Origin of the sequence: Roseivivax halodurans JCM 10272 (assembly GCF_000521785.1) — a bacterium.
Classification (GTDB): domain Bacteria; phylum Pseudomonadota; class Alphaproteobacteria; order Rhodobacterales; family Rhodobacteraceae; genus Roseivivax; species Roseivivax halodurans.
The window spans coordinates 39,180-59,165 of sequence record NZ_JALZ01000003.1; the positions used below are offsets into that span (position 1 = coordinate 39,180).

The following is a 19,986-nucleotide window of genomic DNA, read 5'->3' on the forward strand; positions in this document are numbered from 1 at the left end:
CCCATGAAGTGGAACCTGCCCAACGCCCTCACCGTCCTGCGTCTTTTGGCCGCCCCCGGCCTGGCCGTGATGTTTCTCTATTTCAACCGGCCGTTTGCGGATTGGCTGGCGCTCGTGCTCTTCGTCGGCGCCGCGGTGACCGACTGGATCGACGGCCATATCGCGCGCAGCTGGAAGCAGGAGAGCAAGCTCGGCGCCATGCTGGATCCGATCGCCGACAAGGCCATGGTGGTCATCGCGCTGATGGTAATCGTCGGCTATTCCTCGATGTCCCCATGGCTCGTTCTGCCCGCGACCTTCATCCTCTTCCGCGAGGTTTTCGTCTCGGGCCTGCGCGAATATCTCGGCGACACGGCCGGAACGCTAAAGGTGACGAACCTCGCCAAGTGGAAGACGACGCTGCAGATGGTCGCCATTGCCGTGCTCTTCGCGCAGGGTGTCTGGGAGCATTACCTCGGCGTCGCCTCGTGGAACATGGATCAGGCCACCATCGCGCAGGTGCTCGAGCGCCGCGCCGCGGAAGTGCACGGGCTCGACTGGAAGCTCACGGGGATGGTCTGGACCGGCCATGCCGGCATCTTCCTGCTCTGGGTGGCCGCCGCCCTTACGGTGATCACCGGCTGGGACTATTTCCGCAAGGCCACACCCTTCCTCAAGGAGGATCGCTGATGGATGTTCTCTACTTCGCCTGGGTCCGCGAGCGGATCGGTCTGCCGAAGGAACGGATCGAAACCTCGGCCACGACCGTATCGGACCTCGTCGCGGAACTGAGGGCGCGCGAGGAGCGCTACGACGCGGCCTTCGCCGATCTCACGGCGCTGCGGGTCGCGGTCGATCAGGAACTGACCGATTTCGACGCTCCTCTCGCCGGTGCGCGCGAGGTCGCGTTCTTTCCGCCGATGACCGGTGGCTGACAGGATGCCTGTGAGCGTGCAGGACGCGCCCTTCGACTACGGTGCGGAATGCGAGCGCTTCGCGTCCGGCCGTGCCGACATGGGAGCGGTGGTGACCTTCGCGGGGATCGTGCGCGGCGACGGCGATCTCGCGAGGATGGAGATCGAGCATTATCCCGGAATGACGGAGAAGGCGCTCGGCGAGATCGCCGAGAAGGCCCGCAGGCGATGGTCCCTCGGCGACGTGCTCGTCATCCACCGCTACGGCATGCTGACCCCGGGCGAGCGCATAATGATGGTTGCGACTGCCGCCCCCCACCGCCGCAATGCGTTCGAGGCCGCGGACTTCCTCATGGATTACCTCAAGTCCCGCGCGCCGTTCTGGAAAAAGGAACACATGGCGGACAGGGGCGAGGCCTGGGTCGCTGCCAAGGATGAGGACGAGGACGCTCTGTCCCGCTGGTGATGCCCGGCGCATCGGACCGGCTGATCGAAGAGCCAGGCCCAGCGAAGTTGAACCGCAACAGATATCGACGTCGGAGCGATGGACAGGTGCCAGACGGATGCACCCATCCGAGACGGGGCGGCGCCAGCCGCACCGGCGAGATGACCGGCGCGGCAAAGCCGCTCCGCGTGATCAGGCCGCCGCGGCCCGCAGAAGACCCTGCCTTTCGGCCTCGTCCATCGCCTCGTCCAGCGATTTCCGCGCCCGCTCGATCAGCAGGTCGATCTCATCGGTCGAGATCACCAGCGGCGGAGAGACGATCATCCGGTCGCCGACATGACGCATCACCAGATCGTTCGCGAAGCAGCGCTCCCGCGTCAGGTATCCGAGCGCGCCGCCATCCTCGAACTTCGCCCGGCTCGCCTTGTCGGGCGTGAGCGCGATCGACCCCATCATCCCGACGATCTTCGCCTCGCCCACGAGCGGGTGATCGGCGAGGCTCTCGAACTTCTTCTTGAGATACGGTGCGGTCTCCTCGCGGACGCGCGTCACGATCCCCTCCTCGTCGAGAATGCGCAGGTTCTCGAGCGCTACCGCGCAGGCCACGGGGTGACCCGAATAGGTGTAGCCGTGGTTGAACTCGTCGCCGCCGATCACCTCGGCGATCTCGTCCGACACGATCGACCCGCCGATCGGCTGGTATCCGGAGGACAGCCCCTTGGCGATCGTCATGATGTCCGGACGGATCCCCATCGTCTCGGAGCCGAACCAGTTGCCCGTGCGCCCGAAGCCGCAGATCACCTCGTCGGCAATTAGGAGAATGTCGTATTTATCGAGGATCCGGTTCACTTCCGGCCAGTAGCTGTCCGGCGGCACGATGACCCCGCCCGCGCCCTGCACCGGCTCGGCGATGAAGGCGGCGACGTTGTCCTCCCCGAGCTCGAGGATCTTCTCCTCGAGCTGCCGGGCACGCTCGCGGCCGAATTCCTCTGGTGTGAGATCCCCGCCCTCGGACCACCAGTCCGGCTGGTCGATGTGGTGGATGTCGGGGATCGGCATGCCGCCCTGCGCATGCATGCCCTTCATGCCTCCGAGCGATCCCGATCCCACCGAGGAGCCGTGATAGGCATTCCAGCGCGAGATGATCGCCTTCTTCTGCGGCGCGCCCTTCATCTCCCAATAGGTGCGGACCAGGCGGATGTTGGTGTCGTTCGCCTCGGATCCCGAGCCCGCGAAGAAGACGTGGTTGAGGTGCTCCGGCGCTAGCCCGGCGAGGCGCTCGGCCAGACGGATCGCGGGCACGTGGGAGGTCTGGAAGAACGTGTTGTAGAACGGCAGCTCCGCCATCTGCGCCGCCGCAGCCTCGACCAGTTCGCGCCGCCCGTATCCGACATTGACACACCACAGCCCCGCCATCGCATCGAGGATCCGGTGCCCTTCGCTGTCCTGAAGCCACACGCCGTCCGCGCGGGTGATGATGCGCGCGCCCTTGTCCTTCAGCCCGGCGGCATGGGTGAAGGGGTGCAGATGGTGCGCTGCGTCGAGAGCCTGCAATTCGGCGGTCGGGGCGGTATTGGTCAGGTGAGCCACGAGGGGGCCTCCGGTGCTGTCGGGATTGTTGACCGAAAAATATGATCAAATTCCGAAGAGTCAATCCGTCGCGGTCAGATCCCTCCCGCAAGCCGTTCCGCGATCCTCGCCATGCCCTGCCTGACATCGTCCGCCATCGCTTGCCGCACGGCCGCATCGTCACGTGCCGACAATCCCGCCAGCATGTCCTTGTGGCGGTCGGGAAGGCCAAGCTGCCCGCCCCCTTCGCAGACCACACGCAGCGACGGGCCGAAACGCAGCCAGAGCCCCTCGACCATGCCCTGAAGGATCGGCGCACCGGCAAGCGCGTATATCCCGGCATGGAACCGGTGGTTCTCGCGGAGATAGCCTGCAATGTCCCCCGCAAGGATGGCCCGGTCGATGCGGGCATCAGTCGCCTGCAACGTCGCAACGGCGGGCTCGACAGCCACCCGCGCAGCGCGCCGCGCAAGTTCCGGCTCGAGCGCCAGCCTCGCGCAGGTCAACTCCTCGAGCGCCCGGGCATCGAGTACGGGAACCGTGATCCGCCGGTTGCCGCGGAACTCGAGCGCGCCTTCCGCCGTCAGCCGGCGCAGCGCCTCCCGCACCGGCGTCATTCCGACCCCGAGCCGTTCCGTGAGGCCCTGGATGGTCACGGGCTGGCCGGGCTCGAACTCGCCAAAAAGCACGCCCTCGCGCAGGCGCCTGTAGACCTGCTCGTGCGCGGGCAATCCGGCCCGGGCGCCCGTTTCGGTTCTGGTGTCTTCAGTTGCGTCCATGCGTATGTCCTGCGCCGGGTCTCCGGATCCGGCGATCCTGCCATGCCCAGCACGCCCGCGAAACCGCCCGCGCATCTGGACGGGCACGGGCGAGCGGCGTAGCTCTTCGAGACGAACTACAAGGACCGGCCGATGCACCGCCTCTACGAAGCCTCCGCCTACGCACCACCCAAAGGCCGTTTCTGGGCTCGCACCCCCGCACCCGACTGGACGCCCCTCTCTGCCGACCTGCGGACCGACGTGGCGATCGTCGGCGGCGGCTACACCGGCGTCTCGACCGCGTTGCACCTAGCCGAAGCCGGCGTCGAGGCGACCCTGCTCGAGGCGGATGACGCGGGTTTCGGCGCCTCCGGCCGAAACGGCGGCTTCTGCTGTCTCGGTGGCGCCAAGGCGACCGACGCGATGCTCCGCCGCCGGCACGGAGAGCAGGGCCGGCGCGACTGGCGGCGGACCGAACGCGCGGCAGTCGATACCGTGGCGCGAATTCTCGACATCCATGGCATCGATGCCGACACGCACAGCCGGGGCGAGACGCAACTCGCGCATTCGCCGAGAGCCATGCAGGCGCTGCGCGCCGCGCTGCCAGACATCCGCGCGTCCTACGGCGTCGAGCCCAACCTGATCGACAAAGCCGGCCTCCGGCAGGCCGGTCTCGGAGGCCCTTTCCACGGCGCGCTGACGATCCCGATCGGCTTCGCCCTCGACCCGGCCCGCTATCATGCCGGCCTCTCCCGCGCGGCTGAGAAGGCCGGCGCCGCGCTTCACGCGCAGAGCCCGGTCACCGCCATCACGCATGCCGACGGTCTCTGGCGACTCTCGACCCCAGACGGAACCGTCTCGGCGAAGCGCGTCGTCATCGCCACCAACGGATATGGCGCCGAGGACGTGCCCGCCTGGTTGCGCGGCCGCACCCTGCCGGTCCTCTCGACCGTGATCGTGACCCGCCCCCTCACCCTCGCGGAGCGCGAGGCGCAGGGATGGACCTCCCGGCAGATGTCCTTCGACACGCGCCAGCTCCTCCATTATTTCCGGCTCCTGCCAGACGACCGCTTCCTGTTCGGCATGCGCGGGGGCCTCTCCGCCCGGCCCCGGGAAACCCGCGCCACAGCCCGCCGCATCCGCCGCGACTTCCACGCGATGTTCCCGGCCTGGCGCGACGTCGAGATCGAGCACGACTGGTCCGGCCTCGTCTGCCTGACCCGGACCCTTACACCGTTCGTCGGGCCGGTGCCGGACATGCCGGGCGTCTTCGCGGGCTTCGGCTACCACGGCAACGGCGTTGCGATGGCGACGCATGCGGGCCGCGTCCTCGCATCCCTTGTGCGAGGAGCCGCTCCGGATGCCGACTATCCCGACGCGATCAGGATCCCCCCGCCGCGCTTCCCCCTCGGCCGCTTCCGCCGCTCGCTCCTGCGTCCCGCATATCTCGCCGCCGAAACCTTCGATCTGTGAGCGCGCCACTCGCGTCGCGATCCGGGGCTCAGCCCTGCGGCGCCATCCCGGACCGCGCGCGACCCCGCTTCAGGCCGAGCTGGCGCTCGCGCCAAATGATGGCGACGCCCGAGGCGATGACGAGGCTCGCCCCCGCCAACATCCATGTTGTCGGAACATCCCCGAACACGACATAGCCGATCACCAGGGCGAACAGCATCGCAGCGTAGTCGAAGGGCGCAAGCAGACCCGCCTCGGCGTGGCGGTAGGCGGAGGTGATCAGGATCTGCGCGATCCCCCCGATGAGCCCCGCCGAGACAAGCAATGCCGCGGTGTTCGGGCTCGGCACGACCCACCCGAACGGAACGGTCAGAAGCGACAGCAGCGTCGACATCAACGAGAAGTAGAAGACGATCGCGGCGGTGTCCTCGTGGGCCACCAGTCGACGGATCTGGATCTGCGCCAGGGCGCGGAAGACGCACGACAGGAGTACGAGCCCCGCCCCGAGCGCCGCCCCGCTCTGCGCGTTGTCGAGCGTCAGGCGCGGCCAGACGATGATCGTGACGCCGACGAGGCCCACGGAAACTGCGCTCATCCGGAAGAGACGGATCCGCTCTCCAAGGAGGAGCGCCCCGAAGACCACCGTCAGGATCGGCGCGGCGAAGCCGATCGCGGTGACTTCAGGCAGGGGCAACATGCCGAGGCCGGCAAAGGTGCAGCCCATGGCCGACACCCCGATCAGCCCGCGCCAGAGATGGCCGAGCGGGTTCGTCGTCTTCAGTCCCGTCGTCAGCTGCCGCCGCGCGGCGAGCCATACGACGATGACCGGAAGGGCGAGAAACGAGCGGAAGAACACGGCCTCTCCCGGCGGGACATCCGCCGACGCCGCCTTGATCAACGCCGACATGACGACGAAGAGCACGACGGAGCCAAGCTTGAGGAGGATGCCGCTGAGGGCGCTCATGGGAGAAGTCCGCTACGAAATACCGCGCGACCCTCCGTCCGGCCGCTTGGAAGGTCAAGGCGATGGCGGCCTTGCGCCGGTGCTCGCGATCCGGCCTATCCGCGCCCTGCACCCGGGCTAGCGCTGCGGATCACATCGCGGACATCGCCGAGAAAGGCCAGCCCGCGGTCGCCGGCAAGCTCCGAGCCCTCGGGCGCATAGAGCGCCAGCGAGATGATCCGCTGGCCCTGAAGGAAGGCTCCGCGCCAGTATCTTTCGTCGCCGCCGGCGAGGACGGTCGAGCCGCCCCGCTGCATTTGCGCTGTCACCAGCCCGCCGCGTTCGGGAAAGGCGCGAGCCGGCCCCCCGGCAAGCCGCGCGAGCGCCTCGGGATCGGGCAGGAGAGGTGCGGGCTCTTCCGCCCCCACGGTCACGGTCACGATGACCGGCGCGACCTCGGGCCCCGCCCCGGCGATGATCCGGCAACTCGCGATCATGGCGAAGCCGCTCGTGCCGTTGGTCTCGACGGTCGCGGGATCGACGCAGTAGCCGCGCGGTCCACCCACCACCACCGCGCCGCCGGCGAGCGCGACACGGCGCACCGGCTCGGCGTCCCGGTCGGGCGAGGCGAGAGCGCCGCGCCCGCTGGCGCTTCCTGTTTCCCCGCCGGGAAGGAAACCGCGCACCTCGCCGTTCTCGTCCACCTCGCAGGCGGCCAAGGCGAGCATCGCAAGACAGGCAAACGCGCGGCGCGGCATCGTCACTGATCCATGTAGACGTGCGTCTCGGCGACGGCGCCGGGATGGGTGACGGCGCCCTTGTAGGTGGGGCCGACGAGCTGTGCGAACTTCCAGAGCGCGCCGGCGGCGTAGTTCGTCGGACGCGCGCCCGGCCAGGCCTGCCTGCGGGCGTCCATCTCCTCGTCCGAGACGTCCACGTTGATCTCGCCCTTGATCGCGTCGATCGTGATCATGTCGCCGGTCTTGAGGAACGCGATCGGTCCGCCCTGCGCCGCCTCCGGGCCGACATGGCCGACACAGAAGCCGCGCGTCGCGCCGGAGAAGCGCCCGTCGGTGATGAGCGCGACCTTCTTGCCCATGCCCTGCCCCGAGAGAGCGGCAGTCGTCGCCAGCATCTCGCGCATGCCGGGCCCGCCCGCCGGGCCCTCGTTGCGGATGACGATCACGTCGCCTTCCTCATATCCACGGGACTTGACCGCCTCGAACGCCTCTTCCTCGCTCTCGAAGACGCGGGCGGGACCGGTGAAGACCTGGTTCTCGGGCGCGATGCCCGCGACCTTCACGATTGCCCCCTCGGGCGCGAGGTTGCCCTTGAGCCCGACGACGCCACCCGTCTTGGTGATGGGGTTCTCAATCGAGTGGATGACCTTGCCGTCGGCGTTTCGGTCGATCAGCTCTAGTTCCTCGCCGATGGAGCGGCCGGAGGCAGTGATGCAATCCTCGTGGATGAGGCCCGCCTTGCGCAGCTCCTTCATCACCACCGGGATGCCGCCCGCGTCGAAGAGGTCCTTCGCCACATACGCGCCGCCCGGCTTGAGGTCGACGAAATAGGGCGTGTCGCGGAAGATCTCGCAGACATCTTCGAGATAGAACTCGATGCCCGCCTCATGCGCGATGGCCGGCAAGTGCAGGCCCGCATTGGTCGACCCGCCGGTGCATGCGACGACCCGCGCGGCGTTCTCGAGGCTCTTGCGCGTGACCACGTCGCGGGCACGGATGTTGTTCTCGAGAAGGTCCATCACCGCCTGCCCCGAAGCCTCGCCATAGGCGTCGCGGCTTTCGTAGGGCGCGGGCATGCCCGAGGAGTTCATCAGCGCGAGGCCGATCGCTTCGGAGACGCAGGCCATGGTATTTGCGGTGAACTGACCGCCGCAGGCGCCGGCCGAGGGACAGGCCACCCGCTCGAGCATGGCGAGTGCGGCGTCCGACAATTCGTTGTTCTGGTGGCGCCCGACCGCCTCGAACATATCCTGCACGGTCAGATCGCGGGTGCGGAAATCCTCGGGGATCTCGTCCACCTGCGGCGCCTTGCCCGGCAGGATCGAGCCGCCGTAGATGAAGACCGAGGGCACGTTCAGACGCACCATGGCCATCATCATGCCCGGCAGCGACTTGTCGCAGCCCGCAAGACCCACGAGCGCGTCGTAGCAATGCCCGCGCATGGTCAGCTCGACCGTGTCCGCGATCGCCTCGCGCGAGGCGAGCGAGGAGCGCATGCCCTCGTGGCCCATCGCGATGCCGTCGGTCACGGTGATCGTGGTGAACTCGCGCGGGGTGCCGAAACCCTGCTTGACGCCCATCTTCACCGCCTGCGCCTGCCGGCTGAGCGCGATGTTGCAGGGCGCGGCCTCGTTCCAGCAGGTCGCGACGCCGACGAAGGGCTGGTGGATCTCGTCCTCGGTCATGCCCATCGCGTAATAGTACGAACGGTGCGGCGCGCGGGCCGGTCCCTCGGTCACATGGCGGCTGGGAAGCTTCGTTTTGTCGAACGGGCGCTTGAGCATCTCGGCTGATCCTTCCAGGCTGTCTTGGCGATTGGCATACCTTTCGCCCTTGCGCCGCACAAGGACGCGCGCCGGACAGAAAAGAACCAACGCGGGATTCCCAGCGAAATATCGCGAAGTTTCTTGGCCGCTCAGCCCTCTTGCAGCACTTCGAGGAACGCCGCCCCGAACCGCTCGGCCCGGCGCTCGCCCAGGAGACGCTCGAGCGTATCGACATCCGAGGGCCGCAATTCGGCGATCTTCGCCAGTTGCGAGGCCGAGCAGGAGAGCGGCTTGTCGGTTCCATGCGCGCCGCGCGCGAGTTTCGCCTGCGCCGCAAGGAGCCGGTCGTAGAGCGCCCCCGAGGATTTCCCGGCGAGCTTGCGGCGCGTCGGGTGCATCGCCTCGGCCTCGCTCGCGACGACCGACAGGAATTCCGACCCGTAGCGTTCGAGCTTCTTGGCGCCGATGCCCGAAATGCCCGCCATTTCGTCGAGGTTGCGGGGGCGTCGTTCCGCGATCTCGATCAGCGTGCGGTCGGGAAAGATGACGTAGGCCGGGACCCGCTGCGCCTCTGCCAGAGCGCGCCGCTTGGCCTTGAGGGCCGACAGGAGCGGTGCGTCCTCCTCCGAGACCAGCGTGCGCGCCACCGGGCGCGAGGCCTTGGCCCGGTCGATCGTGTCGCGGCGGAGCGTGACGCTCTCCTCGCCGCGCAGGATCGGGCGCGCGCCTTCGGTCATCCAGAGCGCACCGTGGCGCTCTGGGTCGGGGCGCATCAGGTCGCGCCCCATGATCTGCCGGAAGACGGCCTGCCATTGCGAGCGCGAGAGGTCCTTGCCGACGCCGAAGGTCGGCAGGCTTTCGTGGCCGCGCTGGCGCACTTTGTCGGTCTCGTTGCCGATCAGGATGTCGATCAGATGCCCCGAGCCAAAGCTTTCGCCGGTCCGCAGCGCCGCCGAGAGCGCCTTGCGCACTGCCTCGGTGCCGTCGAAGGTGTCGGGCGGACTGTCACAGAGGTCGCAGGCGCCGCAATTGCCGCCATGCTCCTCGCCGAAATAGCGCAGAAGCGTCTTCCGGCGGCACTCGAACGCCTCGGCCAGCCCCAGTAGCGCGTTGAGCCGCCCGTGATCCGCCGCGCGCCTCTCGGGCGGCGCGTTGCCCTCGTCGATCTGGGAGCGGCGCAGGCGGATGTCGTCCGGCCCGAAGAGGGTCAGGGTCTCGGCCGGGGCCCCGTCGCGGCCCGCCCGCCCGATTTCCTGGTAATAGGCCTCGATGGATTTCGGCAGATCCGCATGCGCGACCCAGCGGATGTCGGGCTTGTCGACGCCCATGCCGAAGGCGACGGTGGCCACGACGATGAGCTCGTCCTCGGTCGCGAAACGCTCCTCCACGTGGCGGCGGGCGTCGGGCTCCATCCCGCCGTGATACGAAAGCGCGGCGTGCCCGTCCTCGCGCAAAGCCTGCGCGATGCTCTCGGTCTTGGCGCGGGTGCCGCAATAGACGATCCCAGACTGCCCCTTGCGGGCGGCGGCGAAGGCCAGGATCTGCTTGCGCGGGCTGTCCTTGGGCTGGAAGGCGAGGTGCAGGTTCGGCCGGTCGAAGCCTCGCAGGAAGGTCTGCGGCTGCGCCCCGTCGAAGAGCCGGGTGACGATCTCGCCCTGCGTCTCGGCATCCGCCGTCGCGGTGAACGCGGCGAGCGGAACGCCGAGCGTGCGCCGCAGCTCTCCGATCCGCAGATAATCCGGGCGGAAATCGTGCCCCCACTGGCTGACGCAATGCGCTTCGTCGACGGCGATCAGCGACACGCCCGCCTGCGCCAGCATCCGCTGTGTTCCGCCGGAGGCGAGCCGCTCGGGCGCGAGATAGAGCAGCTTCAGCGAGCCGTCATGCAGCGCGTCGAAGACGGCATCGGTCTCTTCCGGAGTATTGCCCGAAGTCAGCGCGCCCGCCGCGACGCCCGCCTCGCGGAGGCCGCGGACCTGGTCGCGCATCAGCGCGATCAGGGGCGAGACGACGACCGTCACACCGGGCCGCACGAGCGCGGGAAGCTGGAAGCAGAGCGACTTGCCCCCGCCCGTGGGCATGATCGCAAGCACGTTCTCACCGGCCGTCACCGCATCCACGATTTCTCCCTGTCCGGGACGGAAATCGTCGAATCCGAAGACGTCGCGCAGAAGCGCGGAGGCGGGACCCATGTCACGGGGCATGTCGGCGGGAGACCTGCAGGTTTTTATGTCGAACTGCTCTTACTCCAACAGTCGCATACCAAGATTCGGTGAACAAGTCCGGAGGTCGCGACGTTTGGGCCGCAGCATTGGATCGCACGCGACACTTGCAAAAGGACGAGAGTGATGAAGATCGCATTTCTGGGCCTCGGCGCGATGGGCTCGCGCATGGCCATGACAATCGTGAAGGCCGGCCATGAAGTGGCGGTCTGGAACCGGACCCCCGGCAAGGCGGACGCGCTGACGGGCGCGGGCGCCAGCGAAGCGCAAAGCCCGCGCGAGGCAGCTGACGGCGCATCCATCGTCGTTTCGATGGTGATGGACGATGCCGCCTCGCGCAGCGTCTGGACCGATGAGAGCACCGGCGCGCTCTCCGCGATGAGAGGCGATGCCGTTGCCGTCGAATGCTCCACGATCTCGCCCGGCTGGTGCCTCGAACTGGCGCGCCACGCGACCGAAGCGGGGGTGCCGTTCCTCGACGCTCCGGTCGCGGGGACCTTGCCCCCGGCGGAAAGCGGAGAGCTCGTCATCATCGCCGGCGGCGACCAGATCGCCATCGAACGCGCCGAGCCCGCGCTCGCTGCCATGGGCAAGGCGACCTACCGCGCGGGCCCGAACGGCGCCGGGATCGCGACGAAGCTCCTCGTCAACGGGATGCTGGCCGCTCAGGAAGCCGCGCTTGCGGAACTTCTCGCGATGGTCCGCGCCATGGGACACGATCACCGGCGGGCCTTCGAGATCCTGTGCGAGACGCCGGTCGCGAGCCCGATGCTGAAAACCTACGGCAGGATGATGATCGAGGGTACCGACACGGTGATGTTCCCGGTGGACGGCATCCTCAAGGATCTCGGCATCATAACGCAGGCCGCCGAAAGCGTCCGGCAGGACGTCCCGGTGACCCAGGGCGCGACCGCCGGCTTCAAGCTCGCCCACGGCGCGGGTCTCGGCCAGCGCAACCAGACCGAGATCCTGCGCGCCTATGAAGGCAAGTCGAGCTCTCAGTAGGCGCCGTAGAAGGCCCCGGCATTGTTGGCGAGGATGATGCGGAGCGCGTAGACACCGATCAGCGCCAGCAGCGGCGCGAGATCGAGCCCGCCCATCGGCGGCAGGATCCGGCGGATCCGCCCGTAGATCGGCTCGAGCAGGCGGCTGAGGCCGTCCCAGATCTGCGCCACGAGCGGCTGGCGCAGGTTGAGGACCTGGAAATTGATCAGCCAGCTCATGATGACGTGGGCGATGATGATGAACCACATCACGTCGAGGATCAGCATCAGGATCTGGAAAAGCGATTGCATGTGGCGGGTGTCCCTCGTCTTGCGTGAAGCGCCCAAGTGGTAAGGGGCTCGAAAGCGGAGGGCAAGAGCGCCGCAACGTTCAGGGTTGACGCTGCACCCCGGCGCGGCCACCCGGGCTGCAAACCGGAGACGCGCCCATGTACCCATTCATCCGCCTCGCCAAGGAAAGCTGGAAGTTCCGGAACGCCGGCCCCCTCGGCGTCGGCGAGACGCATGTCTCGCACCACGTCTGCTGGCCCTGGGACCTCGATCTCTGGGCGGAGCTGAACAACGGACGGACGCTGACGATCTACGACCTCGGCCGCATCCCGATGGCCCAGCGTGCGGGGCTGATCGGCGTGATGCGCGAGAAGGGCTGGGGTCTGACCATCGCGGGCTCCTCGGTGCGCTACCGGCGCCGCGTACGCATGATGCAGCGGATCGAGATGCGCTCCCGGGTGGTCTGCTGGGACAACCGCTTCGTCTACCTCGAACAATCAATGTGGACGCGGAACGGCGACTGCGCCAGCCACGCGCTCTTCCGCTCGGCGGTGACCCGCGAGACCGGGATCGTGCCGCCCGAGGACGTGATCGCCGCCATGGGCCTTGCCATCCCGTCGCCGGAGATCCCGCAGTGGATCCGGGCTTGGATCGATGCGGAGGCGACGCGACCGTGGCCCCCGATGCAGGACGCATTGCCCGAGACGACGCGGCTCCCGGCCTGAGCTACCGCGGCGCGCGTCGCGGCTCTTCCATGCCCCCGACGCGGCGCAGACCGGCCGAGACCGGAACCCTTGCGGATCGCCCCGCCGCCCTGTTCAGTGCAGCGGCGGCAGACAGGGGCAAACGAGATGGACGAGAGCGCCAAGCGGCGGCGGATCTGGGGCTGGTTCTTCTTCGACTGGGCCAGTCAGCCCTATAACACCCTGCTCCTGACCTTCATCTTCGCGCCTTACGTTAAGGAACTGCTCGGCGACGGCACTACGGCGCAGACCGCCTGGGCGACCGGTATTGCGCTCGCCGGATTCGTGATCGCGATCCTGGCACCCATCCTGGGCGCGCTTGCCGACACTGGCGGCAACCGGATGCGATGGATCTGGGGGTTCTCGGTGCTCTACGTGGTCGGCGCTGCAATGCTCTGGTTCGCGCAGCCCGCCGACTTCGATCTCTGGCTCACGCTCCTGTTCTTCGCGCTCGGCCTGATCGGCATGGAGTTCGCCACGATATTCACCAACGCGATGCTTCCCGATCTCGGCAAGCGCCAGGAGATCGGGCGCATCTCGGGCAACGGCTGGGCATTCGGCTATCTCGGCGGACTCGTCAGCCTCGTCATCATGCTCGTCTTCTTCGCCGAAAGCAGCGAAACCGGCACGACCCTGATCGGCATCCCTCCCGCCCTCGGGCTCGACCCGGAGGCGCGCGAGGGAACACGGTTCGTCGGTCCACTTGCCGCGCTCTGGTACGTCGTGTTCATGGTGCCCTTCTTCCTCTGGGTGCGCGACCCGAAGGCCGCTTCGGCCCCGCAAGGCGCGGTGCGACGTGCGCTTCGCGACCTCGGAGCCACGCTTCGCCACCTTCCGCGCGCGCCCTCGCTCTTCGCCTACCTCGCCTCGTCGATGTTCTACCGGGATGCCCTCAACGGGATGTATGCCTTCGGCGGGATCTACGCGGCCGGGGTGCTCGGATGGTCCGTGGTCGACACGGGCATCTTCGGCATCCTCGCCATCATTTCGGGAGCACTCTTTGCCTGGCTCGGCGGAAAGGCCGATGCCCGCTTCGGCCCGAAGCCGGTGATCGCCGCCTGCATCCTCGCCCTGCTCCTCGTTGCGATCTCCATCGTTCTAGTGAACCGGGAAAGCGTCTTTTTCGTGTCGATCCCCGAAGGCTCTGCCGCGCCCGACATCGCATTCTACGTGTTCGGCGCCACGATCGGGGCGGCCGGCGGCGTGCTGCAGGCGACCTCGCGCACGATGATGGTCCGGCAGGCGAGACCCGAGCGGATGACCGAGGCGTTCGGCCTCTACGCTCTTGCCGGCAAAGCCACCTCGTTCCTCGCCCCGTCGCTCATCGCGCTGACCACCTGGGCGTCCGGATCGCAACAGGTCGGGGTCTCTCCCCTCATTCTCCTTTTCGCCATAGGGTTGTTGCTGCTAGCCTGGGTCAAACCGGACGGAGATCGAGCTGCATGATCCGCAGGACCCTGACCGCCCTTCTCGCACTGGCGCTTGCCGGCTGCGGTGGAGAGAACGCCTCCTCCAACCTCGACAGCGCGCGCAGCGCGATGCCCCTAGCCGAGGCCGTTCCGGTCTCTCCCGTCATTTCCTCGCAGAGCGCCAAGCAGCTCTTCGGGACCGAGCCCGCGGCCTCGAGCCAACGCCCCGAACCGATCGGGTTTTATTCCGAGGGGTGCGCGGCGGGGAACGTGCAGATGCCCGAGACCGGATCGACCTGGCAGGCGATGCGGCTCTCGCGCAACCGCAACTGGGGACATCCCGACACGATCGACCTTCTGCAGAGGGTCAGCCGCGTCGCGGCGCAGCAGCCGGGCGGCGCGGGCATCTATGTGGGCGACATCAGCCAGCCCAAGGGCGGGCCGATGCTGACGGGCCATGCCAGCCACCAGATTGGTCTCGACGCGGACATCTGGCTCATGCAGGCGCCGCGCCTCGACCTTACCCGGACCGAACGCGAGAACCTCTCGGCGGTGTCCTTCCGCCGTGCGGAAGGCGCGTTCACCAACGACCGCTGGAGCCGCGCGCAGCACGAGGTCGTGAAGGCCGCCGCACAGGACCCCCGCACTGCACGGATCTTCATCTTCCCAGGCGCCAAGGTCCGGATGTGCAATGACGAGACGGGTGACCGGTCTTGGCTTCGGAAGGTGCGCCCCTATTACGGGCATCACTACCACTTCCACGTCCGGCTGAGCTGCCCTCCCGGTGCCGCGAACTGCCGAAATCAGGATCCTCCTCCTCCCGGCGACGGTTGCGCCGAAGCGCAGGACTGGGTGAACAACATCCTCAACCCGCCCCCGCCGGATCCCGACTACGTTGCGCCTCCTCCGAAGAAGGAGCTGACGCTCGCGGACCTTCCGGCGCAATGCTCGGGCGTGCTCGCCGCCAACTGAGCCGCCCCCGTTTGACCCTTGCGGGCGCGCGCGCCTCACGCTAAGGCGCGCGCTGTTCCGGGACCGCCCGGAGCCAAGTCCCCGCAACCTTGCTCAAAACGGGAAGTCATCATGACCCGCGCGCATATTCCCGGCATTCTTGCCATGGCGGCCGTCGTCGTCGCCTCGAACATCCTCGTCCAGTTCCTGCTTGGCCAATGGCTAACTTGGGGGGCGTTCACCTACCCCGTCGCCTTCCTTGTCACCGACGTCATGAACCGCGTCTATGGCCCGGGCCCGGCCCGCAAGGTCGTGATCATCGGCTTCGCCGTCGGCGTGATCTGCTCGCTGATCGGCACGCAGATCCAGGGGGAATTCGGCCCGCTTGTGACCTGGCGCATCGCCCTCGGCTCCGGCCTCGCCTTCCTGACGGCACAGCTTCTCGACGTCGCGATCTTCGACCGGCTGCGCGAGGGGCGGTGGTGGCGCGCGCCTCTCGCCTCCACGCTGGTGGGCTCGTCGACCGACACGGCGATCTTCTTCACCGTCGCCTTCGCGGGGTTCCTGACCTTCATCGAACCCGGAAACGACGTCTCTTGGGCGGGCGAGACGCTGCCGCTTCTCGGAGTCGGCCCGGCGGTGCCCCTCTGGGTGTCGCTCGCGGTGGCGGACTGGCTGGTGAAGCTCGCGCTCGCGCTGATTGCGCTCGTCCCGTTCCGGGTGATCGTTTCGTGGGCACAGTCCCATCGCGCGGTGGCCTGAACCGTCAGAATTCATTTGACCGCAAGGAATTCCGTGCCACCCTCCGGGGTAGGTTTTCAACATCAGAAAGGAGGTGATCCAGTGTCGAGAGAAGCATTGGAGAGAGGTGTCGGAACAGTGCGGAGGATCGCCGGCTAGGGCAGCCCCTTGTCGGACGGTGGTCCGTATTGGCGACGGTCCTAACCGACCCCGCCTCCTAGTTCTCGAAGGGTCGCCCACGCTCCGGGCGGCCCTTTTAGTTTGCCGCGACTATTGTAAGACGGGTCCATGCTTCAGGTCAGCAACCGCATCGCTATCGAAGACTGGGAGATCACGGAACAGTTCGTGCGGGCCTCCGGGCCCGGCGGGCAGAACGTCAACAAGGTCTCGACCGCCGTGGAGTTGCGGTTCGAGGCCGAGCGCTCGCCCAATCTGCCCGGCCCGGTGAAGGCGCGCCTGCGCCGCCTCGCGGGGCGGAAATGGACCAAGGACGGCGCGCTGATCATCCAGGTGGACGAAACCCGCAGCCAGAGCCGCAACCGCGAGATCGCCCGCGAGCGGTTGGCCGATCTGATCGCCAAGGCCCTCGAAACGCCAAAGCGGCGCATTCCGACGAAGCCGTCCAAGACCCAGAAGCGCAAGCGGGTCGAGGCCAAGAAGGCCCGCGGGGAGAAGAAGGCCCTTCGCGGCAGGGTCGATCCGACCTGACCGCGCGGGTCAGCCCTCCGCGCCCGGATAGACCTTCATGAGGAGATCTTGGAGGCTGGATCTCTCGCTGGCCGAGAGGCGAGCAAAGACCCTGTCCTCGTGTGCCCTGACGGCCTGCGAAGCCTTTGCGGCCAAAGCCTCTCCGGCCGCGGTCGGCGTCAGCGCATAGGCGCGCCGATCCGTCGGAACGCGGGTGCGCTCGACCAGCTTGCGGTCCTCGAGCTCGTCCAGGATCGACACGAGGTTCGGGCGCTCGATCTGCAGGGCGTCGGCCAGCTGCGACTGGCGCAGACCGCGGTGCTCGACGATCACGGTGAGGACGGACATGGTGATCATGCGCAGGTCGACATCCTTGAGACTGCGCGCCAGGTCCGATTGCACGAAATTCGATGCGCGCCGAAGGTGATGCCCGAGGAAGCGACGCAACACGGCGTCGTCCACCGCCTCGCCGATGTCTTGGTCTGCTGTTCTGTTCATCTTGGAATCGTCGGTCTCGACTTGGGCCATTGTAAATTGCCAGCTTCGGGATGACGGCGGACGACGCTGCTTCGCGTCAGCTGTCCAGCGCCTGGGATCTATTTCGGGGGCAAACGGACCGCTCCGTCAAGGCGGATGACGGTGCCGTTCAGATAAGGATTTCGAACTATGTCAGCGACAAGACGGGCATATTCCGCCGGGTCGCCCAATCTTTGCGGGAACGGGATGTTGGCGGCGATCGCTTCGGTCGTCTCGGGCGGCAGGCCCTCCATCATCGGCGTGTGGAAAAGGCCGGGCGCGATCGTCATCACGCGGACGCCGTGTCGCGCAAGTTCCCGCGCCGCCGGAAGGCACATACCCGCGACACCGCCCTTCGAGGCGGCATAGGCGCTCTGCCCGATCTGACCCTCTTCGAAGGCGATCGACGCGGTGTTGACGATCACGCCCCTCTCGCCACTGTCGAGCGCGTCGAGCTCGCTCATGACCTTGGCCACATGGCTCATGACGGCGTAGGTGCCCAGTAGGTTGACCCGTACGACCTGCTCGAAGACGTCGAGCGACAATGCGCCTTCGCGGCCGACGATGCGTTTTGCCGGCGCGATCCCGGCGCAATTCACCGCGATCCGAAGCGCGACACCGAGCTCTTCCGCAGCCGTCGCCACCGCCCGGCCGACCGCATCGCCGTCGGTCACGTCGGCAGAGACCGCGACGCCTCCGATCTCGTCGGCGAGCGCCTGCGCGGCATCGGCCTCCCTGTCCAGCACCGCGACGCGCGCGCCCTCGCCGGCGAGGTGGCGCGCCGTCGCTGCTCCGAGGCCGCTCGCCCCGCCGCTGACAATGGCGCCCAGTCCCATGATCTCCATCGCGCCCGCTCCTCCCGCGATGCCGTACAAACGACATCCATTTCCGGCATATGATGATACACCATACCGAAACCCGAGAGTTCCGCACGTCCCCTTTGCCGCAACGGCGGGCTTACTCCAGCAGGAAGAGCGTGATCGAGGGAAAGAGCACGAGGATCACGACCCGGGCGATGTCGGATCCGACGAACCACATCACCGCCTTGTAGGTGTCTCCCATGGGCGTGGCCCGGTCCATCGAGTTGATGATGAAGAGGTTCATGCCCACCGGGGGCGTGATGAGGCCCACCTCGACGACGATCAGAACGAGGATGCCGAACCAGATCGCCATGTGTTCGGGGCTCATGCCGAAATCTAGGACCGAGATCACCGGGAAGAAGATCGGGATCGTCAGCAGGATCATCGATAGGCTGTCCATGAGGCAGCCGAAGGCGAGGTAGAAGACCAGGATCAGCGTCAGCACGGTCCACGGCGAGAAACCCTGGCTCACCACCCAGTTCGACAGCTCCTGCGGCACCTGACTGAGCGCGAGGAACGAGTTGTAGAACGCGGCTCCGAGCACGATGAAGAAGATCATCGCGGTCGATGTCGCCGTGGCGATGATGCTCTCCTTGAACACGGCCCAGTTGAGATTGCCCGACAGCAGCGCCGCGATCCCGGTGCCCGCCGCGCCCACCGCCGCACCCTCGGTCGGGGTGAACCAGCCGAGATAGATGCCACCGACGACCAGGAGGAACACGATCAGAACAGGCCAGACATTGGCGAGCGCGCGCCAGCGCTCCGCGTAGGGCTGCGGCTCGCGGGTGCCAGCCCGTTCGGGATGGAGCCGAACGTAGATCGAAATCACGATAATGTAGCCGATCGCTGCCAGAACACCCGGGATGAAGGCCGCGAGAAAGAGCTTGGCGATGTTCTGCTCGGTCAGGATCGCGTAGATGACGAGGATCACGGATGGCGGAATGAGGATGCCGAGCGTGCCCCCCGCCGCCAGAGTCGCCGTCGAGAAGCCACCGTCGTAGCCGTAGCGCTTGAGCTCGGGCAGCGCGACGCGGCTCATCGTGGCGGCGGTCGCGAGCGAGGAGCCGCAGATGGCGCCGAAGCCAGCGCAGGCTCCGACCGCCGCCATGGCGACGCCCCCCTTGCGATGCCCGAGCCAGGCCTCCGCGGCTTTGAAAAGCGAGGTCGACATCCCCGACAGCGTCGCGAACTGCCCCATCAGAAGGAACATCGGAATGATCGTCAGCGAGTAGCTCGAGAAGGTCGTGTAGGTCTCGGACTTGAGCTTGGAGAGAAACATCGCCGGCGTGCCGATCGCGAGCCAGAGCCCGCCCATCCCGCAGAGCAGCATCGCAAGGCCGATCGGAGCCCGCAGAAATATCATCAGTAGCAGGACAGGGAAGGAGGCGTAGCCGAGCTCGAGCGCGCTCAATGGTCCGCTCCCACTTCGCCGGGTAGCGGTGCGTGGCCCGTCCGGACCCCGATGACCCGCGCGAACGCGCAATAGACGGCGACGATGGAGGCAGCGAGGGCACCCGCGAAGCTGGCCGCGTAGGCCCACCAGATCGGGAATTGCAGCAGGAACGTCGTCTCGCCGTAGCGCATCTTGTCGGTCATTCCGAACCAGAGACGGCAAGTGATGAGGATGATCGCGCCGGCGAGCGCGATCTCCCAGAAGGCCACGAGGGTCCGCTGGGCGGGCCCCGGCATCCGCGAGGTGAAGATGTCCACCGTCGCATGCGCGCCATAGAGTTGCGCGACCGGCAGGAAAGCAAAGATCGCGAATGCGATCCCGGCCTCGACCAGCTCGAAATCGCCGGTGATCGGCCCCACGCCGGATGCAATCAACGCCTCGCCGAGCCCGGGCAGCGTGGCCGTCATCCACTCCGAGTGGCCGAGCGTGTTGAGCCCCCGCCCGATCACGCTCGCGCAAGTCAGCACGACGAGGCCGGTCAGGACCAGCCCGCCGATCAGAGCCATGAGGCGGGCCAGCGAGGTCACGAGTGTCAGCATGAAGGATCCTGCGGTCTTGGGGGCC

21 protein-coding genes are annotated in these 19,986 nt (G+C 67.4%); 10 read left to right on the forward strand and 11 right to left on the reverse strand.

Annotation, left to right across the window (positions count from 1 at the left end):
- The first annotated feature begins 3 nt into the window (after positions 1 to 3).
- The 3 genes from pgsA to OCH239_RS04145 are packed head-to-tail and all read left to right on the forward strand — an operon-like array spanning position 4 to position 1,359.
- On the forward strand, positions 4 to 669 hold the full coding sequence (gene pgsA, locus OCH239_RS04135; protein ID WP_037259195.1) for a CDP-diacylglycerol--glycerol-3-phosphate 3-phosphatidyltransferase: 666 nt from the start codon (positions 4 to 6) through the stop codon (positions 667 to 669).
- Entirely contained in the window at positions 669 to 914 is a 246-nt protein-coding gene (moaD, locus tag OCH239_RS04140; RefSeq protein ID WP_037259197.1) for a molybdopterin converting factor subunit 1, read from the forward strand. Before pgsA ends, moaD begins: the two co-directional genes overlap by 1 nt.
- Before the next feature lie 4 nt (positions 915 to 918).
- Positions 919 to 1,359, forward strand: a complete 441-nt coding sequence (locus OCH239_RS04145; RefSeq protein WP_037259200.1) for a molybdenum cofactor biosynthesis protein MoaE — start codon at positions 919 to 921, stop codon at positions 1,357 to 1,359.
- A 171-nt stretch (positions 1,360 to 1,530) separates the two neighbouring features.
- Here the strand turns inward: OCH239_RS04145 and OCH239_RS04150 are convergent, their stop codons facing one another.
- Together OCH239_RS04150 and OCH239_RS04155 are read right to left on the reverse strand one after the other, a co-directional pair.
- Positions 1,531 to 2,928 (reverse strand): aspartate aminotransferase family protein, encoded by a 1,398-nt coding sequence (locus OCH239_RS04150; protein WP_037259204.1) that lies wholly within the window; start codon positions 2,926 to 2,928, stop codon positions 1,531 to 1,533.
- Positions 2,929 to 3,002: 74 nt separating this feature from the next.
- Positions 3,003 to 3,686, reverse strand: a complete 684-nt coding sequence (locus tag OCH239_RS04155) for a GntR family transcriptional regulator (protein WP_037259207.1) — start codon at positions 3,684 to 3,686, stop codon at positions 3,003 to 3,005.
- A 132-nt stretch (positions 3,687 to 3,818) separates the two neighbouring features.
- Here OCH239_RS04155 and OCH239_RS04160 point away from each other — a divergent pair, with 132 nt between their 5' ends.
- Positions 3,819 to 5,138, forward strand: a complete 1,320-nt coding sequence (locus OCH239_RS04160; protein ID WP_037259210.1) for an NAD(P)/FAD-dependent oxidoreductase — start codon at positions 3,819 to 3,821, stop codon at positions 5,136 to 5,138.
- 28 nt (positions 5,139 to 5,166) lie between these two features.
- On the opposite strand, the gene OCH239_RS04165 is transcribed toward OCH239_RS04160, so the two are convergent.
- The 4 genes from OCH239_RS04165 to recQ all read right to left on the reverse strand — a co-directional run bounded on the left by OCH239_RS04165 (position 5,167) and on the right by recQ (position 10,770).
- Positions 5,167 to 6,081, reverse strand: coding sequence for a DMT family transporter (locus OCH239_RS04165; protein ID WP_037259213.1), 915 nt, complete (start codon positions 6,079 to 6,081; stop codon positions 5,167 to 5,169).
- A gap of 95 nt (positions 6,082 to 6,176) precedes the next feature.
- Positions 6,177 to 6,818, reverse strand: coding sequence for a hypothetical protein (locus OCH239_RS04170; RefSeq protein ID WP_051489247.1), 642 nt, complete (start codon positions 6,816 to 6,818; stop codon positions 6,177 to 6,179).
- A gap of 2 nt (positions 6,819 to 6,820) precedes the next feature.
- Positions 6,821 to 8,584 carry a dihydroxy-acid dehydratase gene (gene ilvD / locus OCH239_RS04175; protein WP_037259216.1) on the reverse strand — a complete coding sequence of 588 codons (1,764 nt, stop codon included), beginning with the start codon at positions 8,582 to 8,584 and terminating at the stop codon, positions 6,821 to 6,823.
- A gap of 131 nt (positions 8,585 to 8,715) precedes the next feature.
- Positions 8,716 to 10,770: a DNA helicase RecQ gene (gene recQ, locus OCH239_RS04180; RefSeq protein ID WP_037259219.1), complete on the reverse strand. Its 2,055-nt coding sequence runs from the start codon at positions 10,768 to 10,770 to the stop codon at positions 8,716 to 8,718.
- Between the two features lie 144 nt (positions 10,771 to 10,914).
- On the opposite strand from recQ, the gene OCH239_RS04185 reads away from it, so the two are divergent.
- Positions 10,915 to 11,793 (forward strand): NAD(P)-dependent oxidoreductase, encoded by an 879-nt coding sequence (locus OCH239_RS04185; protein ID WP_037259222.1) that lies wholly within the window; start codon positions 10,915 to 10,917, stop codon positions 11,791 to 11,793.
- On the opposite strand, the gene OCH239_RS04190 is transcribed toward OCH239_RS04185, so the two are convergent.
- Complete coding sequence (locus OCH239_RS04190; protein WP_037259224.1) at positions 11,787 to 12,083, reverse strand: YggT family protein; 297 nt, start codon at positions 12,081 to 12,083, stop codon at positions 11,787 to 11,789. The two genes, OCH239_RS04185 and OCH239_RS04190, sit on opposite strands and share 7 nt — an antisense overlap.
- A 137-nt stretch (positions 12,084 to 12,220) precedes the next feature.
- Here OCH239_RS04190 and OCH239_RS04195 point away from each other — a divergent pair, with 137 nt between their 5' ends.
- The 5 genes from OCH239_RS04195 to arfB all read left to right on the forward strand — a co-directional run bounded on the left by OCH239_RS04195 (position 12,221) and on the right by arfB (position 16,614).
- Positions 12,221 to 12,787, forward strand: coding sequence for an acyl-CoA thioesterase (locus tag OCH239_RS04195; protein WP_037259227.1), 567 nt, complete (start codon positions 12,221 to 12,223; stop codon positions 12,785 to 12,787).
- 126 nt (positions 12,788 to 12,913) lie between these two features.
- A complete protein-coding gene (locus OCH239_RS04200) occupies positions 12,914 to 14,251 on the forward strand; it encodes an MFS transporter (protein ID WP_037259230.1) in 1,338 nt (445 codons plus the stop codon).
- Positions 14,248 to 15,186 carry a penicillin-insensitive murein endopeptidase gene (gene mepA / locus OCH239_RS04205; RefSeq protein WP_037259233.1) on the forward strand — a complete coding sequence of 313 codons (939 nt, stop codon included), beginning with the start codon at positions 14,248 to 14,250 and terminating at the stop codon, positions 15,184 to 15,186. Before OCH239_RS04200 ends, mepA begins: the two co-directional genes overlap by 4 nt.
- Before the next feature lie 111 nt (positions 15,187 to 15,297).
- Entirely contained in the window at positions 15,298 to 15,927 is a 630-nt protein-coding gene (locus OCH239_RS04210) for a queuosine precursor transporter (protein WP_037259236.1), read from the forward strand.
- Between the two features lie 267 nt (positions 15,928 to 16,194).
- The gene (arfB, locus tag OCH239_RS04215) at positions 16,195 to 16,614 is read left to right on the forward strand and encodes an alternative ribosome rescue aminoacyl-tRNA hydrolase ArfB (RefSeq protein WP_037259239.1); all 420 of its coding nucleotides are present in this window, start codon (positions 16,195 to 16,197) and stop codon (positions 16,612 to 16,614) included.
- Positions 16,615 to 16,623: 9 nt separating this feature from the next.
- Here arfB and OCH239_RS04220 read toward each other — a convergent pair whose 3' ends face one another.
- From OCH239_RS04220 to OCH239_RS04235, 4 genes are all read right to left on the reverse strand, one after another.
- Positions 16,624 to 17,091 carry a MarR family winged helix-turn-helix transcriptional regulator gene (locus OCH239_RS04220; RefSeq protein ID WP_037259525.1) on the reverse strand — a complete coding sequence of 156 codons (468 nt, stop codon included), beginning with the start codon at positions 17,089 to 17,091 and terminating at the stop codon, positions 16,624 to 16,626.
- A gap of 98 nt (positions 17,092 to 17,189) precedes the next feature.
- Positions 17,190 to 17,954: an SDR family NAD(P)-dependent oxidoreductase gene (locus OCH239_RS04225; RefSeq protein ID WP_037259242.1), complete on the reverse strand. Its 765-nt coding sequence runs from the start codon at positions 17,952 to 17,954 to the stop codon at positions 17,190 to 17,192.
- A 112-nt stretch (positions 17,955 to 18,066) separates the two neighbouring features.
- Positions 18,067 to 19,380 carry a TRAP transporter large permease gene (locus tag OCH239_RS04230; protein WP_037259245.1) on the reverse strand — a complete coding sequence of 438 codons (1,314 nt, stop codon included), beginning with the start codon at positions 19,378 to 19,380 and terminating at the stop codon, positions 18,067 to 18,069.
- Positions 19,377 to 19,961, reverse strand: a complete 585-nt coding sequence (locus OCH239_RS04235) for a TRAP transporter small permease (RefSeq protein WP_037259248.1) — start codon at positions 19,959 to 19,961, stop codon at positions 19,377 to 19,379. The genes OCH239_RS04230 and OCH239_RS04235 overlap by 4 nt, the downstream gene beginning before the upstream one ends.
- Positions 19,962 to 19,986: the final 25 nt, after the last annotated feature.